This window comes from Pectobacterium araliae (assembly GCF_037076465.1).
Taxonomy (GTDB): domain Bacteria; phylum Pseudomonadota; class Gammaproteobacteria; order Enterobacterales; family Enterobacteriaceae; genus Pectobacterium; species Pectobacterium araliae.
Map to the genome: position 1 here is coordinate 1,702,063 of NZ_AP028908.1, position 17,097 is coordinate 1,719,159.

Below are 17,097 nucleotides of genomic sequence, written 5' to 3' on the forward strand. Positions count from 1 at the left end.
CGCGTATTTATTTGGAAATGGTCACTAACGATTAGCAAAAAATAAATATATGTCATGTCGGGATTTTAATGTATTCATTCGTGATGGAGGAAAATATGACAATGAATATATTTTCATTTTCCCGACTTAGTCTATTCATTATCGATGGAACCGTTAATTAAATAAAATAGTATCTTGGTAATACGTAAATCTTACCGGGGTGATGGTCGAATGTCTTGACGGGGCATTAAATCAGGAAATCGTCCTGAGTTTTAGAAACCACCAACTCCAGCAAGGCGCGGTACTTTTCCTGAAAAACGCTATTGGCCTCCTTTTCAATTTTGTTAACTAATTTAGCAATGATGGCCTTGTTACTAACGGAATGACCGGATTGAATGATTTCTTCCACAATGTTGCCGAGTATCTCGATATCACTAGCCTGAGAATCAAGACCACGATCACCCGATGTGGGGTGCTCGTTTGGGGACACCTCTGGATGCATTGCCTCTCCTCACTTTCACGTTTTGGATTGAGTTTACGCACACACTGCCAGACAGTGCTAATACACCATCCACCAAATGTGAAGAAACGGTTAGTTAACTTTAGCGCATCACGTGCATAAAACCAGTCAATAGGATAAATAAACACAGCATTACTCGGCAGCTTGTACGATCGTGAAAGGATGATGGTGATCAATGGTCAGGTGAATAAATATGAATTTGCTATTTCTCACCAATAATATGTCTGGAATAATTATATGAGATGACATGGCTTCAATAAGTTAAACATGGCGTGATGCTCGGAGGTTGAGAGATTAGCTGAACATAAAAACTGTTAATGTATTTGGATCACGTCCTATAGACCTTTATCTGTACAAGAACGTGACATTTTTCTGTGGCACATATCATTTTATCAAAAATGTCTTTTTATCAAAAATGTCTTTTTATCAAAAACAGTACGGTAGTTTACCTGGAGCGTTGGCATGCAAAAGATCAGAGCAAAAGCCGTTTGTCTTTTCCGGAACCATAACAAAATTCTATTAGCTGAAGGGTATGACCCCATAAAAGATGAGCATTATGTGTTACCACTCGGCGGTGGCATTGAATTTGGCGAGTCGTCACAGGCGGCTGCGGAGAGAGAAGTTCAGGAGGAAATTAGTGCTGCGACCCAGGGCTTTTCGCTATTGGGCGTTTCAGAAAATATCTTTTCCTACAATGGCAAGGCAGGGCATGAAATTGTCTTTGTCTATGAAGCTCGTTTTCAGGATGAGTCGCTTTATCAGCAAGATATCATTCATGGTATCGAGACAAATGGTGTTCCGATCGTTACCCGCTGGTTTGATATTGATTTGCTGCGCTCCGGGAAAATCAATTTTTATCCTCATGGTATAGTGGATATGATCTAGCGGGTGTAGAACGACTAAATAGCTTTCCGAAATAATAGATCATATATGGACGTCCCGTGGCGTACAAGTACTGACGTGATACGGTTTGCTGTCATATATCCGGCGTCTTTTTGGGAAAATTTTCCCGCGCCATGATGTCATCCGCACCCTGTTTCCTTATCACTTGACCGGTATTTTCTACCTGGATCTACTTCAGGTTATTACAGGGTTGGTTTACCGTTTTCTCATCAGTGCCTGCAAACTCAGGAAATCTTTTACTTTGTGCCGAACTAAATCATTACTTCATCGCAAATGCCTTATCCATATTGAAATCAACCGGTTCAGACAGCAACCGCCAGACAATACGTGTTAACTTATTTGCCAGCGCCACGGTGGCTTTCATTTTTCCCCGTCGCTCAGTGACATGATTAAGCCATCTTCCAAGACGGTCATCCCGCTTTTGGGCACAGCGCATGACCGCTCTGGCTCCATGAATGATGAGTGTCCGAAGGTCGCAGTTACCATTTTTAGTCATCGAAGTGAGGATGTGTTTCCCGCCGGAACTATGTTGCCGGGGAACCAGACCACACCAGGCGGAAAGTTGTCTTCCGTTAGCAAATTGTTCTGCATCAACCTCACTTAAAAAAGCGGCGGCGATGAGCGGGCCAACACCCGGTATAGTCATCAGTGCTCGATACCGGGGTTGCTGTTGACACAATGCTGCGATTTCATATTCTGTTGAACGAATATATTCATTCAGTGTGTGGATGTTTTCCAATAAAGTGGAAAGCAAATGGCGTAATACCGGAGACACAGGCTTTTCCGCATCTTCAATCAAATCGGGTAATCGCTGTTGCAAAGTGTGTATCCCAACCGGGAACTCGAAGCCCTGCTCAGCGGCCAGAGCACGAATTTGATTGGCGGCGGCGGTGCGCTGTTCGACCATCAACTGACGGGCACAACGCAGCGCTTTGATATCTTGCTGCTCAAGAGTTTTTACAGCAACAAAGTGAATCCCCGGACGAAATGCCGTCTCACATATTGCTAGAGCATCATTGGCATCATTTTTCTGATGACGAGTTAACGCCTTTACATGTTGGGTTGGAATGAGCCGGATGGCGTATCCCATGGATTGGAAAGTCCGCCCCCAGTAATGCGAGGTTGCACAAGCTTCCATTGCGATAAGTGTATCCGGCGGGAATTGACGAACAGTATCTAACAGCTTGCTGCGAGAAACTTTTCGATTCCAGGCAACGGTCCCATCATTCATCCAGACACAAAGCTGAAAAACGGATTTAGCCAGATCGATACCGACGACTTTTATCGTGTTCATGATGTTGTTCCTCTATAAATGGGACGGCTCAACATAAGTGTGGCAGGATTATGTTGAGGAGGGACGTCCATCACATCACTTGGGGGGGAACTCAGTCCAAGTTGAGCGATCTGATCAATCGCTGAATATCCCAAATCACCAACCGGACTGAGTCATGCCGATCATAACACCTATCCAACCCGACGAGCGTCAATTGATGCAGAAAACCATGCAGACGACACGCGACAAGAACCATTATCGCAGGCTTGCCGCTCTACTAATGCTTGATGATGGCATCTCCGTTTCCGATGTGGCTAAACACCTTCAGGCTGCTCGTTCCACCGTCGGACGCTGGATAAACTGGTTTACCCAAAGTGGCGCCGAAGGACTGGAAAGCCGACCCGCAGGACGACCGCCGAAATGGTCGCCAGAGCCTGTATTGCCGCTGCTATCTCATCTGGTTGATTACTCGCCACAGGATGTCGGATGGCTACGCTCGCGCTGGAGTCTGGAATTGCTGACCATGGAGATAAATGGTTTTTTCAACATTAATGCCTCACGAAGTACCCTGTATCGCTGGGTTAAGATGGCCGGTCTTGTCTGGCGTCGGGCTGCCCCCACACTGAAGCTCTCCGACCCAGATTACGATGAAAAAATGACCGCTATTCAGGCCGCGCTGGCTGTCAACAGTTCGGAACATCCCGTGTTTTATCAGGATGAGGTTGATATTGCCCTCAACCCGAAAATCGGCGCTGACTGGAGCCAGAAAGGTAACCAAAAACGGATAGTGACGCCGGGCCAGAATCAGAAACATTATCTGGCTGGCGCACTGCACGCGGACACAGGAAAGGTGACCTATATAGGCGGAATAAAGAAGACATCAAAATTGTTTATAAATCTGTTGGTTAAACTGAAACGCACATACCGGCACGCCAGCATTATCACACTGATAGTAGATAACTACATCATTCATAAAAGTAAGGAAACCCAGCGCTGGCTGGCAGAGAATCCGAAGTTCAACCTGCTGTTTTTGCCGACTTACTCGCCCTGGCTGAACAGAATAGAAGGGCTCTGGCATAAGTTGCATGAAACGGTAACACGAAATCATCACTGTCATTACATGTGGCAGTTATTGCAGAACGTAGCCCAGTTCATGGAGGCTGCTTCGCCTTTCCCTGGAAATGCACCGGGAAAGGCAAGGGTGTAGCAGTATTATGAAAAGCTATTTAGGATGATGGTTTGCTACTGCCTCCGTGATGATGAGATGCTGATATTAAGCGCCGAAAAAGGAAAGAAAATGCACGTGCTGATAGTCATTGATATGCAGAATGCCGTTTTCGCAACGCCGAGAGCGCGAAAGGCGCAGACGGTCGCATTGATAAACCAACTTTCAGACGCAGCAGACCAGACGATTTTTATTCAGCATGAAGAGGACGGTATATTGTCAGGCAGTGACGGATGGCAATTGTTACCTGAACTCCATCAACCCGAAGGCAGTGTGTTTGTCACGAAAACGGCATGCGATGCGTTTTATCGTACGCCGTTAGCTGATGTGTTGACTGAATTGAATGTTAACCACCTTACGATTTGCGGGTGTGCGACGGATTATTGTGTTGATGCGACGATTAAAAATGCAGCTAGCCGAGGCTATGCGTTGACGATCGCAGCAGATGCCCACACGACGGCCAATCGTGGCGAACTGAATGCAGAACAGTTAATCACACACTACAACGAGGTGTGGCAGAATTTTATTATTCCTGGCAACACGATTACGCTCCAAACAACGGAACATATCGTCGCGTCATGGAAGAGGCATCGCTAACCTCATGCTGAATATCATTTCGATCCGAAATCGCCCTGAATACAAAGAACGGGCGATCCATTATTTCCAACGCCACTGGGCATCAGAGGAAACGCTGATGCTTTATGAAAACTGCATTAGCCATTGCATTGATGCCGAAAACCCATTGCCTGATTGGTATTTGTTGGAAGAGAATGGGCTATCATCCTTGGGGGGAATCGTCACGTATCTATACCCGAGCGCTTTAAAGCAACTCGGCAGTTAGCTAAATAGCTTTGCATATTACCGCTCCACTTTGGTCAGTCCGTGCTGATTACCCGGAAACGGTGAGGCGGCCTTCATAAACTGAGTAACACGGTTGAGTAATTGCCACATATACCGACATTGATGATTACGCGTTACCGTTTCATGTAACGACAACCATAGCCGCTCTATCGGGTTTAGCCACGGAGAATAGATTGGCAAAAACAGTATCCTGAACTTTTTATTACCTGCTAACCATCGTTCGACCTTGCGGCTTTTGTGAATGATATAATTGTCAACCACCAACGTTATCGTTCTGGCCCGCCGATATGTTCGTTTCAATATTACTAACAGATTGATAAATAAGTCAGAGTTCTTACTGCTGCCGCTGACATAATGGACTTGTCCTGTCCCTGCATGCAGCGCGCCCGCCAGGTAATGTTTTTGATTTATCCCCGGCGTGGCGATGCGTTTTTGCTGTCCTTTTAGACACCAGTCCGAGCCAATTTTCGGGTTTAAATCGATATCGACTTCATCTTGATAAAACACCGGATTATCAACCGAGTTTTGCACCAGAGCTTGCTCGATGGCTGTCCGTTTTTCCTCATATTGAGGGTCTTTTATCTTCAGTGTCGGCGCGGCTCTGCGCCAGACAAGGCCAGCCTGTCGCAGGTAGCGGTGCAATGTGACGGGATGAAGCGAGATATCAAAAAGCCGATTAACGACAAGCGCCAAAAGTTCGGTACTCCAGCGGGAGCGCAGCCAGCCGAAATCCTGTGGTGAACGCTGCACAAGAAGCGGCAGAATGCGCAAGATATCATCAACCGGCCACTGTGGCTCACGACCGGGCTTGAGACTTTTTAATCCATTAACACCATATAAAGTAAACAAATTAATCCACCGACCTACCGAGGAACGAGCCGCACACAATATTCTGGCGACCTCAGTAACGGTCATTCCTTGATGCAACATGAGCATCGCCATCAGTCGGCGAGCGTGGTTTTTATCATGAGTTTGTTGAGCTTCTCTTTTCATAAGACGTCGTTCTTCATCAGGGATAAATGCTATGATCGGCATAACTCAGTCCGGTTAGTGATGTGGGATATTTGGCGATTGATCAGATCGCTTAAATCGGACTGAGTTCCCTTCGAGTGATGTGATGGACGTCCCTCCTCAACATAATCCTGCCACACTTATGTTGAGCCGTCCCATTTATAGAGGAACAACATCATGAACACGATAAAAGTCGTCGGTATCGATCTGGCTAAATCCGTTTTTCAGCTTTGTGTCTGGATGAATGATGGGACCGTTGCCTGGAATCGAAAAGTTTCTCGCAGCAAGCTGTTAGATACTGTTCGTCAATTCCCGCCGGATACACTTATCGCAATGGAAGCTTGTGCAACCTCGCATTACTGGGGGCGGACTTTCCAATCCATGGGATACGCCATCCGGCTCATTCCAACCCAACATGTAAAGGCGTTAACTCGTCATCAGAAAAATGATGCCAATGATGCTCTAGCAATATGTGAGACGGCATTTCGTCCGGGGATTCACTTTGTTGCTGTAAAAACTCTTGAGCAGCAAGATATCAAAGCGCTGCGTTGTGCCCGTCAGTTGATGGTCGAACAGCGCACCGCCGCCGCCAATCAAATTCGTGCTCTGGCCGCTGAGCAGGGCTTCGAGTTCCCGGTTGGGATACACACTTTGCAACAGCGATTACCCGATTTGATTGAAGATGCGGAAAAGCCTGTGTCTCCGGTATTACGCCATTTGCTTTCCACTTTATTGGAAAACATCCACACACTGAATGAATATATTCGTTCAACAGAATATGAAATCGCAGCATTGTGTCAACAGCAACCCCGGTATCGAGCACTGATGACTATACCGGGTGTTGGCCCGCTCATCGCCGCCGCTTTTTTAAGTGAGGTTGATGCAGAACAATTTGCTAACGGAAGACAACTTTCCGCCTGGTGTGGTCTGGTTCCCCGGCAACATAGTTCCGGCGGGAAACACATCCTCACTTCGATGACTAAAAATGGTAACTGCGACCTTCGGACACTCATCATTCATGGAGCCAGAGCGGTCATGCGCTGTGCCCAAAAGCGGGATGACCGTCTTGGAAGATGGCTTAATCATGTCACTGAGCGACGGGGAAAAATGAAAGCCACCGTGGCGCTGGCAAATAAGTTAACACGTATTGTCTGGCGGTTGCTGTCTGAACCGGTTGATTTCAATATGGATAAGGCATTTGCGATGAAGTAATGATTTAGTTCGGCACAAAGTAAAAGATTTCCTGAGTTTGCAGGCACTGATGAGAAAACGGTAAACCAACCCTGTAATAACCTGAAGTAGATCCAGGTAGAAAATACCGGTCAAGTGATAAGGAAACAGGGTGCGGATGACATCATGGCGCGGGAAAATTTTCCCAAAAAGACGCCGGATATATGACAGCAAACCGTATCACGTCAGTACTTGTACGCCACGGGACGTCCATATATGATCTACTATTTTGCAAAGCTATTTAGTCCTTTTGTCGGCGATATAAGCGTTTCAGTAATCTGCATCATGGCCCCCAGCGCTTCCGCAGATGCCAGATTCTGCACTCGGCACTTTTGCCATTGCCGCCAGATAGCCGCATCGGTCTCGTCATCCGGTTCAGGTGTCCGGCCATTAGGCACGCTAACACCTAGCATCCGGCGACGAATACAGACGTCGTTGGAGGTGAGTCCAAAATACTGGTTGAGCAGAGCTATCGACCCGCCTAGTCGGATCGCCCGGTTAATCTGCTCATGTCGTTCGTGCTCCTGGCGGGCCTGCTCCAGTAAATAATGCAGAACATCATGGCGGATACTGACGGAAACAAAGTGAGCCGCAGCCCGGCTAAGCAAAAACAGTTCATCAAGCGATAAACAATTAAGAGCGTTCATTTCGTCAAACGTGAATCCCAGAGACTCACAGTAACGAATGTCGCCTCCATTGAGAGCATTTAAAGCATCGGTTAAGACGGCATAATTCAGCGACGGGATCATTCAATCATCTCCTCACGCTTATATTTCAAGATAAAAATAAGCGAATAAATACTGGAAGCCAAAGTGAATTTAGATGAAAGTACTTTCCATAGAACGTATTCATTATCGTTCACGATTTTTTATTTCTGGCGGTCAGCTAATTTGATGTTGATCCACTCATCAATTTCAGATTCCAGCCATGCTACGCTGGAAGGGCCGATCTTAATTGAATGAGGGAACATGCCATTTTTCATATACAGGTAGATTTGAGAGCGTTTCAGCCCCGTTTTTTTCTCTACTTGTTTTAGACGCAATAACTGATGTTCTTCCATTTCTTTCTCCTGTGGACGATGTAGGGAAATACCGGAGGAGACAAAAAAACATAGAAAAGTGCAGAATTGAAGTCGATGAACCCTTATTAAGGGTCACACAACTCATAATAAGGGTTTCAAGTCAAAAAATATAAGGATGGTATTAGTTTGATGAGGATGTCGAAGGTGGGGAACCACGTTTTAATGCTGTTTTCAGTGTCTCACTACTCAGGTGATCAGTAATACCGTCAGCAGAGGCCCACTCTTCAAATATGGACAGAAGTTTATAGGGTTGTTGGATCAGCGGGCTTATGGTGACATTATGCTTGCAGGCCAGCCATAGAAGGCGGGATAAGGGTGTGGAAATTCGTGTTGAAGTTGATAATGTTGATGGAGTATTTTTTGTACTGGTGCTGATGAGTTTTTCCAGTTCAGAATGGCGAATAACAAACCAGGCATCAGGTGGTAAATCATGAACCGGAAAATAGTCTTTATCACTGTACCTTTTTATCCCCTGAGTGGAAATAGAACTGAAAATATCTGGTGCGGCCCTTTCAGGGAGTTGCCGCATCTGCTGTTCTACTCTATCTTTCCATGTGGTCCTATTAAAAATTTGGTACAGTTCGCCATCAATACTGACTGTAATACCATAATTTATCCCTGGCGTTCCAGTAATGGGTAAGGGAATTTTGAGTACACGGGCTAGTAACCGCTGTATCAGAACATACTCATATCCTGCTAAAGATGTATCAATAATCCTCTGTATAGGTGTAAAGTATTTACCTGATGTGCTTATGATTAGCTCCCTTTCATTGACAAAGCAACTCTTCTCAAGGAAGCATAACCGGGTAATTAGAGATGCCCCTACAGGTCTGAGTTTAATTTTATGACCAGACATCTTGATTTTTCGTAAAGTTACCGGGGACTGAAAATAGATAGAAAGTGTAATCACGCCAAACAAAGCGTAACGGTAAATATCACTATCTTTTATTTTTTCGCCAGATGATTTACGTGTCATCTTAACTGCCTCATGTATAGTAACCCAATCGGAGGTGATATTTTTATTTAAACTATGATTATTTTTAAGCATCATCTATCTCCATTCACACAAACAAAAAACACAACTCAATAAAAGAAAGTTGTGCGGTTTTTATTTAACCCAAAAGAATGGGGGTGAAGTCACACCCCAAAAAATGTGGTCGCTGTGTTGTGATTATTTACAGAGCACAATATGATAGTTAAAAAGTGGCGTTACTATTCGCCTGGGAACAATAACGCTAGGATGTATAAATGCTAGGTTTTTGTTGAAATAAAATAGATGTGGTTGTTTCTATACGAATAGATGGTCAATTGATTACTGGCCTCTTTGATTTATCTCTTAGTAAAGTTATATTTCCAATTAAAAAGTGAGTTTGGAAAGTTATCCTATCTATTATTATTCAACATCCCCCAGCCTCATTAGGTGAGACTTCCTGGAGTTCATTTTTTTTGGTGGGCATTTTCCCAATCTTTTTTTCATGTATCCGAGATATATTTTTTCCACGGTAGAAGTAGTTAAAATATCTTAATGGTATAGCTAATAAATTAGCTCGTTTCATTAGTTTTTTCAGTGATGCCCTTAGGCTATTAATATATCCAGTCGATGTTTTATCACTGATATAATTAAGCCTTATTTTAACCCCCCTGCAATTATACCCTTTTTAGTTCCTCACACTTTTTAAGTTTCCGGAAGGGGAACAGTATTAAGCGCTACTTAACTTTTACGCATTGACACGAGACAAGACCCCTTCGAGCCAGGACACTGCATTACCCAGCGCCTCGTCTGCCTCGGGTAAAACACCGGCAAAGAGATGCCAGACATGGAACATCCCCGGCCAAACCTCAAGAGAAACGCGCACACGATTTTCTCCAAGGTGCGCCGCCAGCCGAATGGCATCACTCAGCATGAGCTCATTTTCGCCGATATGAATCAGAACCGGAGGCAATCCACAGACATCTGCGTAGACAGGAGAAGCGTCAGGATCTGTAGGCAACGCGTTGCCGAGGAAGTTTTGAGCAAGCAGTGTCAGAAATTCTGGCGTGCACGCCGGATCCAGATGCTCACGTGTCCGCATGGAACGCCCGGTATGCGTCAAATTGGCCCACGGCGACATGGCAAATCCGACAGCCGGTAGTGGCAGCCCCCCGTCACGTAATTTCCGCATCAGAGTCACAACCATTGCTCCACCTGCGGAATCTCCTGCAATAATAATCGAACGCGGGTCGTGCCCAAGATCGATAACAGCCCTATAGGCGCGCACGACATCGTCAATAGGAATGGGGAAGCAATGCTGAGGCGCAAGGCGGTAATCAGGTATGTAAGCTTTGGCGCGTAATAACAACGCAAGACGCCCTGCAAGCCCCAGGTAACCTTTTGGCGATCCGCTCGCATAGCCGCCCCCATGAATATAAAAGAGCGTGCGATTCTCTTTAATCTCATCTGGCGTGATGCTACAGGCTGGAATATCGTTCAAAAGGGTTTCTGCTATGCTTATGCCTTCTGGAGCAGGGAAAAGCTCTGCCATCGCGCGGTCGTATGTGGATCTGGCTTCGTTCCAGTCCACCGCTTCTTTACCTTGTAGCGCTTCTACAAGTCCCGTTGCACTCTGGGCCCAGGCCGCCAGGTGTTCACGAACTTTTTCGGGAGGGGTCATTTTCATCTCCTTGATTAGATTTTCAGGGCTGCCGTTGACCGGCATCGTTCACGCTTTATCAAATGCAGGTGACTTCTCTGAGAAGGTCACGGATGATTAAGCGCTGATATGTCATGGAAGCAGTGTCACAAGCGAACGATCAATTTACCGACGTTGCTGCCATTAAGCATTCCAGTGAGCGCGGCCGGTGCATTGTCCAGGCCATCAACAATATTTTCGATGAATTTGACCTGGCCTGATGTCAGCCAGCTTTTCATATTTTTCCGGAAAGACGCGCCCATTTCTTCTTCGAACTCTGTTTGCAGGAATCCCCGAATCGTCACGCTCCTGAATAGCATGCTGCGCAAAAAATCTGGCAAAAGACTTGCCCGGTTGAAAGCATTGGATTCATTGTAATGAGCAACCAGACCACACAGTGGTATGCGAGAAAAATCATTGAGAAGCGGCAAAGCTGCTTCGAGGATTTTCCCGCCGACATTTTCGAAATAGATGTCGATCCCCGAAGGACACGCCAGGCGGAGATCGTCTGCGAAGGTCGCAGAGTGGTGATCCACGGCAGCGTCGAAGCCAAAATAGTCACGCAGAAGCGCACATTTTTCTGCGCCTCCCGCAATGCCCACTGTCCGCGCTCCGTGCAGTTTTGCAATCTGCCCGACAACGGATCCCACCGGCCCGGTGGCGGCTGCCACCACAACTGTTTCAGCAGGTTTTGGTTTACCGATAGCCAGAAGGCCGCAATAGGCAGTAAATCCGGGCATACCGTACACACCCAATGCCGCAGTCAATGGCTTCAAATCCGCATCAAGCTTACGGACCGACTCGCCAGCGGTGATGGCATGACTTTGCCAGCCGGCATAGGATAAGACGATGTCGCCAGGCTTAATATTTGGGTGTCGACTCTCCAGAACGCGGCCGATAGTATGCCCTGGCATCGTTTCACCGGGCGCCAAAGGTGGCGCGTAGGAAGGCACGTCACTCATGCGAACGCGCATATAGGGATCCAGTGAAAGATACTGAATTTCCTGAAGAATTTCACCTTGATTAAGTGTCGGCAATGTAAAGGATTCAACACGAAAATTGTCCGCTGTTGGTTCGCCAGCTGGCCGCGATGCCAGCACAACACGCGTTGATGTTTCTTTTAAGATCATCAAAATAGCTCCTGAATACGCATTCGTCGGCTGCACGGATTTCTACTGGCAACTGACATATAAAGAATCAAATCAGGCCAGTATCTAGCTCTGCTTATCCACAGCATTTCTGTTCGAATTTATTATCTCTGGCGCTGACCCTCGAAGTGCCACGAAGATCACGACAGCGGTCAAAAGCGTTATTCCTGACAAGATAACCAGCAGACTGCTGAAGGCTGAGTGATAGCTATTGAAAATGGCCTCACGGGCCGAGTTAACGAGAATCGACTGAACAGAAGACAGGTCACCGGCAACAAATCGCTGGGCAACGTTGCCTGCGTTCGCTGACGCATCCGGAAAATCCAGTTTGATATGCGTGGTCACTAACGCGGACAGGACGGCACTCACGACGGCGAGTGCGACTCCTTCACCGGCGACCCGGGTAGTGTTAAATATTCCGGTGGCCATTCCGGCACGTTCCCGGGGAACGACACTGACAGCCAGTCCATCCATTAGTCCCCACGGCAGGCTAATTCCTGCGCCAATGACCAGAAGCGGTCCGATAAGTGCCGGGGTCGCTTCACCTCCGGGCCAGCGGCTCAGCCAAAGAAGACCTGCGGCCGCCACAATAAATCCGAGACCGCAAAGCGTTGCCGCTGACAGCCACCGTGTTAATGAGCCGGCGATTAAGGGGAGGAACAGCAGCGGGCCACACAGCACTCCCATGTTCCAACCCGCGTCCAGTGTACTCATACCATCAATCCCGACAAAGCGGACGGGCAGCAGTATCAGGAGAACGACAAAGGCATATGCTGGCGCAGCAGCAAGCATCTGCACCGCCACAAAGCGCGGAAAGCGGAAAAGGGAGAGGTCCAGCATCGGCTGTTTTGCCCGTATCTCAATGACCGAAAAGAGCGCGAAAAGCGAGATGCTTACTATCAGATACACCAGCGTCTCGACATCCCGCCAGCCTTTTTCAGGTGCGATAAGAATGGCATTGGTAAACAGTGCCAGTGCCGCAGTGAAGGTAATGCTGCCTTTCCAGTCGATACCCACCGCGTCAGGATCTCGCGACTCGCGGACAAATGCGGTTCCCAGAGCGTAAGCCAGCGCCGCAAGCAACGCGACGAGAGCAAAGATCGACCGCCAGCCGAAAACGTCGATCAGGAAGCCTGAGCTGATTGGCCCGAAGGCAAGACCGACGCCAAAACTGGTCCCCACGAGGCTGAAAGCGCGCATGCTACCCGGCCCCTGGAATTCCTGGGCCAGCGCAGCCATGATGCCTGCAAACGCCGCTGCCGCTGCGATGCCTTGCCCGGCTCTCAGTATGTTGATGACCAGAATATTGGGCGCGAAGCAAAGGGCAAGGGAAAACAGGAAAAGCAATCCGACGCCGACAAGGAAGACGCGCCGCCGGCCCAGATAGTCGGCAAGTGACCCTGCTGTCATGAGGCAACTGCCAAACGTCAACATAAAGGCGTTGGTCACCCAACCAAATTCAACGGCGCTCCCCTCCAGCGCCTGACCAATGATTGGCAGCGCGACGGCAGGGCCGGTAAACGCCAGCGGATTGGTGATGGCGACAACACATGCCGCCAGCAAAACCAGACCACGGTGAGTGGTTCCGGAAAATGAAGTTGATGCGTTCAACGTTCGCTCCTTCTAAAAATAATGATGAGGAGCACATAAATTTGTCTCCTGTAGTGATTCAATTAATAATATATAATATCAATTGGCGAATGTATTTCGCCTCACTGGCGACGTATAAGAAACGGAGTGATATATGCGGGGAACGAACATCGGAGACATCATCGCTTTCACGACGACAATAGAAGCAGGCACTTTTGCTGACGCGGCCCGCACGCTGGGTCTGTCACGTTCAGCAGTGGCAAAAGCCGTTGGGCGGCTGGAGACTCGTTTGGGAGTCAGTCTCTTCAGGCGGACAACCAGAGCACTCAGTGTGACAGAAGAAGGCCGGCGGTTTCACGAGCAATGTGCCGTCATACTCGATGACCTGGAGGCAGCCGAGAACAACATCGCCGGCCGGGATGCACAGCCGAAAGGTCTGCTGCGCATTACGGCCCCGGGGGCCTTTGGTCAGTTGCACGTTATGCCTGTGGTGCGTGAATTTCTTAAAAAATGGCCACAGGTAACGATTGAGATGAATCTGACCGACCGGGTCGTTGACATCGTCGAAGAGGGTTTTGATCTGGCAATACGTATCGGCGGAGTGACCGAGCCACACCAGTACCTGATCTCGCGCGTGATCGGCCGGTATCGCACGATGTTTTGTGCGGCTCCCGAATACCTTGAAAAATATGGTATGCCACAGACTATCGAATCCTTGCGCGACCATCTTTGCCTTCCCTATGCGAACTCGAGGACGCATACCTCCGGGCAACACGCATGGCGCATTCTGGCATCAGATGGGGGATGGCATACGATCCCTGGACGAATTGCGTTTACGGCCAATCGTGGCGAGGCCATACTCGACGCGGCCTTGTCTGGCATGGGAATAGCCTATTTGCCATCCTTTTTGTTTGACCGTCATGTGGCGGAGAGACGACTGGTGCCGGTCCTTCCTGACTATGACACTGCTGAGTTACCTGTCATGGCGTTATATCCTACGAAGCGATACCTGCCCGCAAAGGTTCGCGCTTTTATTGATGATCTGATCAACGCAGTGCGGGCAGAAAAAGAAAAACTTAACATCATCCATGCCGGGAACATCATGCCAGGGGCGAAGGAATCAGGAGGGACTTCTGTATGAGGATATTCAGGTCATTGTTTGGGACAAACGTTCAGTAGATAAATCAGAGGTATTCCAGATGAAAATATTGATGTTCGGGCGTGGTGCTATCGCCACACTTTATGGTTGGGCATTCACCAGGGCAGGCCACCAGGTGGAATATTTTGTTCGTCCAGGTCGCGCGGCTGAATATGGCAGTGTCCTGCAGGTGGACATTCTCGATTGTCGTTATAAAAGACGAGGTGAACGTGTGTCGGAGAACCTGCAGACGTCTTTGAGAGAAGACCTGCCGAAGAACCATGACTTCGACCTGATTATTGTTAGCGTCCAGCATTACAATTTCAACAGTGTCGTTCAATATCTCGCATCTCGAGTCAGTAATGCCACCGTGCTGGTATTTAACAACTTCTGGGATGAACCTTTGGAGGCCGCCTCGCCACTTCCTTTATCTCAACTTACCTGGGGTTTTCCTGGCGCGGGTGGCGGCTTTCCAGGGAAGGGAATGCGTGGTGTCCTGCTGAAAAAGGTGAACTTTGGCACGTTAGGTCCTGGCCAGGACAACCGTAAACTTATGGTCAGAAACCTGTTCCGAAAAACAGGTTTCGATATTGTTGAGCATGAAGATTTCCGTGGCTGGCTTTTGATACACTTCATATTGAATGGCGGCTTGCACGCTGAGAGTATGAATGCCGGGTCGCATGTGAGGCTATATCAATCTGTTTCGCACTGTCGCAATGCCATTCGCATTATGCGTGAGCTATTGTGCTTGCTACGCGAGCGGGACGTTGACTTTAGTGCTCACCGGGCAGATTTAATATTGATTAAGCTACCTGGATGGATCGGCGGTAGTGTCCTTGCGCTTGCATGGAAATTCTACAGGCCACTACGACGCATTGTCGAAAGCCATTCGATGCCAAACGATCCTCTTCAAACCGTGAGGGATCTTGTCGAATACGCGAAAGTACGGGGTATTGCTACACCGTTACTTGACAACGCCTATGCCTCCTCGGTACGGCAGGATCGTTGAGTAAGCAGTAAAAACAGCAACATTACAGTTATCAGCCTTGGTTCTGTCGCATTAAGGGGATATTGGTAACGTGCTGTTTTTTTATAATGTTTCCTGAGTTTATCTCTAATCAAAAAAGCGATTAAACGCCTGCATTATCCCTCATTAATATTGCCCATTGTGTACGCTGGTATCAACGTTCGATTGACAACGGCAGCAGCTCTGAGGGCTGGTTCGTTACTTTAAGCTACAAAAGCTGTCCGGAGATGGCGGGTCAGGATCGTCAGTTCTTTATTGTCCCTTGTGTGTGCTAGGCAATACACTCAGGTTCTTATATGTTTCCATACTTCACCGTAAGTACCCAGTTCGCTGAAACCGCCATCGACGGCCAGATCAATGCCGGTAATAAAGCTGGCATCATCACTGGCGAGGAACAGCGCTACGGCAGCCATTTCTTCTGGCTGTGCTGCGCGTCCCAACGGCGTCATATTCTTCAGTTGCTTAAATACCGGACTGGATGCATCCAGCATCGGTGTTTCCACCACACCGGGGTGCATGGCGTTAACCCGAATATTCGCGTCAGCAAACTCGATAGCCGCAGCTTTGGTCAGCCCCCGAACGCCCCATTTTGACGAAGAATAAGCAGCAATAGGATGGCCCATAATGCCTGCTGTTGAGCCGATATTAACGATACTGCCTCCGCCACTGCGTTTCATTAACGGAGCGCATGCCTGAATCCCCAGAAACGCACCGCTTAGATTGACATTAAGCAGCTTATTCCACTGATCAAGGCTGGTATCAGTAAGCGTATTTCGTACGTTGATGCCAGCGTTGTTAATCAGGATATCGAGCCATCCGACTTCGGCATCAATTTCGCTGACGATCTGCGTCCAGTGATCTTCTTCCGCCACATTCAGAAATTTAAAGCTGGCTTTTCCTCCGCAGGTTCGAATGTTTTCCGCCAACGTATTGCCTTCATTTTCCAAAATATCGCACAAAAAAACATGGGCACCTTCACGGGCAAAAAGACGAGCTTCCGCTTCCCCCTGACCACGGGCTCCGCCGGTAATCAGCGCTACTTTTCCATTCAGTCTATGCATGGTCTTACTCCGGTTAATATGATTAAAAGTATGAAGTTGCATATATTCAGTACAAAGGCGAGTTGGTATCAGGAGTCAGCAACAGGGTTTCCACTCTTTCCATTTGCAACATGTCAAAACCTGACATATCAGCCTTGAATTCTTCGCTTTTCATATATGCTCCGATCACATCGTCAGGATTCGCTCCAGACGGATAACTGACCAGTGCAACCACACGATTGGGCTCTTTTGAGGCGGAGAAAAATCCGTGGGTTTCGACATTAAATATTTTCAGACTGTCAACATGGAGCCGCCAGCGCAGAAGATAATCCGCCGCTGCGGATGATGATGAAAAGTAATAGTTGCGTAGCTGATATTGGCGCACGGTTTTTTTCCTCTTTT

17 protein-coding genes and 1 pseudogene are annotated in these 17,097 nt (G+C 47.9%); 7 read left to right on the forward strand and 11 right to left on the reverse strand.

Features of this window, described 5'->3' with window-relative positions:
* Positions 1–226: 226 nt before the first annotated feature.
* Complete coding sequence (locus AACH44_RS07670; protein ID WP_261849982.1) at positions 227–481, reverse strand: biofilm/acid-resistance regulator YmgB/AriR; 255 nt, start codon at positions 479–481, stop codon at positions 227–229.
* Positions 482–961: 480 nt separating this feature from the next.
* Here AACH44_RS07670 and AACH44_RS07675 point away from each other — a divergent pair, with 480 nt between their 5' ends.
* On the forward strand, positions 962–1,384 hold the full coding sequence (locus AACH44_RS07675) for an NUDIX hydrolase (protein ID WP_261849983.1): 423 nt from the start codon (positions 962–964) through the stop codon (positions 1,382–1,384).
* Positions 1,385–1,661: 277 nt separating this feature from the next.
* On the opposite strand, the gene AACH44_RS07680 is transcribed toward AACH44_RS07675, so the two are convergent.
* Complete coding sequence (locus AACH44_RS07680; protein ID WP_261850241.1) at positions 1,662–2,696, reverse strand: IS110 family transposase; 1,035 nt, start codon at positions 2,694–2,696, stop codon at positions 1,662–1,664.
* A 154-nt stretch (positions 2,697–2,850) separates the two neighbouring features.
* On the opposite strand from AACH44_RS07680, the gene AACH44_RS07685 reads away from it, so the two are divergent.
* The 3 genes and pseudogenes from AACH44_RS07685 to AACH44_RS07695 form a co-directional block, all read left to right on the forward strand.
* Positions 2,851–3,882: an IS630 family transposase gene (locus AACH44_RS07685; protein WP_338659344.1), complete on the forward strand. Its 1,032-nt coding sequence runs from the start codon at positions 2,851–2,853 to the stop codon at positions 3,880–3,882.
* A gap of 90 nt (positions 3,883–3,972) precedes the next feature.
* Positions 3,973–4,497, forward strand: coding sequence for an isochorismatase family protein (locus AACH44_RS07690; protein ID WP_261850253.1), 525 nt, complete (start codon positions 3,973–3,975; stop codon positions 4,495–4,497).
* Between the two features lie 4 nt (positions 4,498–4,501).
* Positions 4,502–4,675 (forward strand): annotated as a pseudogene (locus tag AACH44_RS07695) (GNAT family N-acetyltransferase); the annotation flags it as partial.
* A gap of 83 nt (positions 4,676–4,758) precedes the next feature.
* Here the strand turns inward: AACH44_RS07695 and AACH44_RS07700 are convergent.
* Entirely contained in the window at positions 4,759–5,796 is a 1,038-nt protein-coding gene (locus tag AACH44_RS07700) for an IS630 family transposase (protein WP_338659257.1), read from the reverse strand.
* 153 nt (positions 5,797–5,949) lie between these two features.
* Between AACH44_RS07700 and AACH44_RS07705 the strand changes: the two genes are divergently transcribed.
* Positions 5,950–6,984: an IS110 family transposase gene (locus tag AACH44_RS07705; protein WP_261850241.1), complete on the forward strand. Its 1,035-nt coding sequence runs from the start codon at positions 5,950–5,952 to the stop codon at positions 6,982–6,984.
* A gap of 242 nt (positions 6,985–7,226) precedes the next feature.
* On the opposite strand, the gene AACH44_RS07710 is transcribed toward AACH44_RS07705, so the two are convergent.
* The 6 genes from AACH44_RS07710 to AACH44_RS07735 form a co-directional block, all read right to left on the reverse strand.
* Entirely contained in the window at positions 7,227–7,751 is a 525-nt protein-coding gene (locus AACH44_RS07710) for a DUF2857 domain-containing protein (RefSeq protein ID WP_338659547.1), read from the reverse strand.
* A gap of 119 nt (positions 7,752–7,870) precedes the next feature.
* On the reverse strand, positions 7,871–8,062 hold the full coding sequence (locus AACH44_RS07715; protein WP_261848514.1) for an AlpA family transcriptional regulator: 192 nt from the start codon (positions 8,060–8,062) through the stop codon (positions 7,871–7,873).
* Between the two features lie 142 nt (positions 8,063–8,204).
* Entirely contained in the window at positions 8,205–9,131 is a 927-nt protein-coding gene (locus AACH44_RS07720) for a hypothetical protein (RefSeq protein WP_261848602.1), read from the reverse strand.
* Positions 9,132–9,801: 670 nt separating this feature from the next.
* The gene (locus tag AACH44_RS07725) at positions 9,802–10,779 is read right to left on the reverse strand and encodes an alpha/beta hydrolase (protein ID WP_425606635.1); all 978 of its coding nucleotides are present in this window, start codon (positions 10,777–10,779) and stop codon (positions 9,802–9,804) included.
* A gap of 80 nt (positions 10,780–10,859) precedes the next feature.
* Entirely contained in the window at positions 10,860–11,882 is a 1,023-nt protein-coding gene (locus AACH44_RS07730) for an NADP-dependent oxidoreductase (protein ID WP_261848515.1), read from the reverse strand.
* Positions 11,883–11,966: 84 nt separating this feature from the next.
* Entirely contained in the window at positions 11,967–13,511 is a 1,545-nt protein-coding gene (locus AACH44_RS07735) for an MFS transporter (protein WP_261848516.1), read from the reverse strand.
* A gap of 133 nt (positions 13,512–13,644) precedes the next feature.
* Here AACH44_RS07735 and AACH44_RS07740 point away from each other — a divergent pair, with 133 nt between their 5' ends.
* Together AACH44_RS07740 and AACH44_RS07745 are read left to right on the forward strand one after the other, a co-directional pair.
* Positions 13,645–14,631, forward strand: a complete 987-nt coding sequence (locus AACH44_RS07740; protein ID WP_181498317.1) for a LysR family transcriptional regulator — start codon at positions 13,645–13,647, stop codon at positions 14,629–14,631.
* A gap of 58 nt (positions 14,632–14,689) precedes the next feature.
* Positions 14,690–15,637, forward strand: coding sequence for a ketopantoate reductase family protein (locus AACH44_RS07745; RefSeq protein WP_261848517.1), 948 nt, complete (start codon positions 14,690–14,692; stop codon positions 15,635–15,637).
* A gap of 302 nt (positions 15,638–15,939) precedes the next feature.
* Here AACH44_RS07745 and AACH44_RS07750 read toward each other — a convergent pair whose 3' ends face one another.
* Positions 15,940–16,716: an SDR family NAD(P)-dependent oxidoreductase gene (locus AACH44_RS07750; protein WP_261848518.1), complete on the reverse strand. Its 777-nt coding sequence runs from the start codon at positions 16,714–16,716 to the stop codon at positions 15,940–15,942.
* A 46-nt stretch (positions 16,717–16,762) separates the two neighbouring features.
* The gene (locus AACH44_RS07755; protein WP_261848519.1) at positions 16,763–17,080 is read right to left on the reverse strand and encodes an NIPSNAP family protein; all 318 of its coding nucleotides are present in this window, start codon (positions 17,078–17,080) and stop codon (positions 16,763–16,765) included.
* Positions 17,081–17,097: the final 17 nt, after the last annotated feature.

Excerpts from the sequence above, each read along its gene's own strand:
- AACH44_RS07680 (WP_261850241.1), bottom strand. The coding sequence starts at position 2,696 with ATGAACACGATAAAAGTCGTCGGTATCGATCTGGCTAAATCCGTTTTT.
- AACH44_RS07710 (WP_338659547.1), bottom strand. The coding sequence starts at position 7,751 with ATGATCCCGTCGCTGAATTATGCCGTCTTAACCGATGCTTTAAATGCT.
- AACH44_RS07715 (WP_261848514.1), bottom strand. The coding sequence starts at position 8,062 with ATGGAAGAACATCAGTTATTGCGTCTAAAACAAGTAGAGAAAAAAACG.
- AACH44_RS07670 (WP_261849982.1), bottom strand. The coding sequence starts at position 481 with ATGCATCCAGAGGTGTCCCCAAACGAGCACCCCACATCGGGTGATCGT.
- AACH44_RS07740 (WP_181498317.1), top strand. The coding sequence starts at position 13,645 with ATGCGGGGAACGAACATCGGAGACATCATCGCTTTCACGACGACAATA.
- AACH44_RS07725 (WP_425606635.1), bottom strand. The coding sequence starts at position 10,779 with ATGCCGGTCAACGGCAGCCCTGAAAATCTAATCAAGGAGATGAAAATG.
- AACH44_RS07750 (WP_261848518.1), bottom strand. The coding sequence starts at position 16,716 with ATGCATAGACTGAATGGAAAAGTAGCGCTGATTACCGGCGGAGCCCGT.
- AACH44_RS07705 (WP_261850241.1), top strand. The coding sequence starts at position 5,950 with ATGAACACGATAAAAGTCGTCGGTATCGATCTGGCTAAATCCGTTTTT.
- AACH44_RS07730 (WP_261848515.1), bottom strand. The coding sequence starts at position 11,882 with ATGATCTTAAAAGAAACATCAACGCGTGTTGTGCTGGCATCGCGGCCA.
- AACH44_RS07700 (WP_338659257.1), bottom strand. The coding sequence starts at position 5,796 with ATGCCGATCATAGCATTTATCCCTGATGAAGAACGACGTCTTATGAAA.
- AACH44_RS07745 (WP_261848517.1), top strand. The coding sequence starts at position 14,690 with ATGAAAATATTGATGTTCGGGCGTGGTGCTATCGCCACACTTTATGGT.
- AACH44_RS07690 (WP_261850253.1), top strand. The coding sequence starts at position 3,973 with ATGCACGTGCTGATAGTCATTGATATGCAGAATGCCGTTTTCGCAACG.
- AACH44_RS07675 (WP_261849983.1), top strand. The coding sequence starts at position 962 with ATGCAAAAGATCAGAGCAAAAGCCGTTTGTCTTTTCCGGAACCATAAC.
- AACH44_RS07685 (WP_338659344.1), top strand. The coding sequence starts at position 2,851 with ATGCCGATCATAACACCTATCCAACCCGACGAGCGTCAATTGATGCAG.
- AACH44_RS07720 (WP_261848602.1), bottom strand. The coding sequence starts at position 9,131 with ATGCTTAAAAATAATCATAGTTTAAATAAAAATATCACCTCCGATTGG.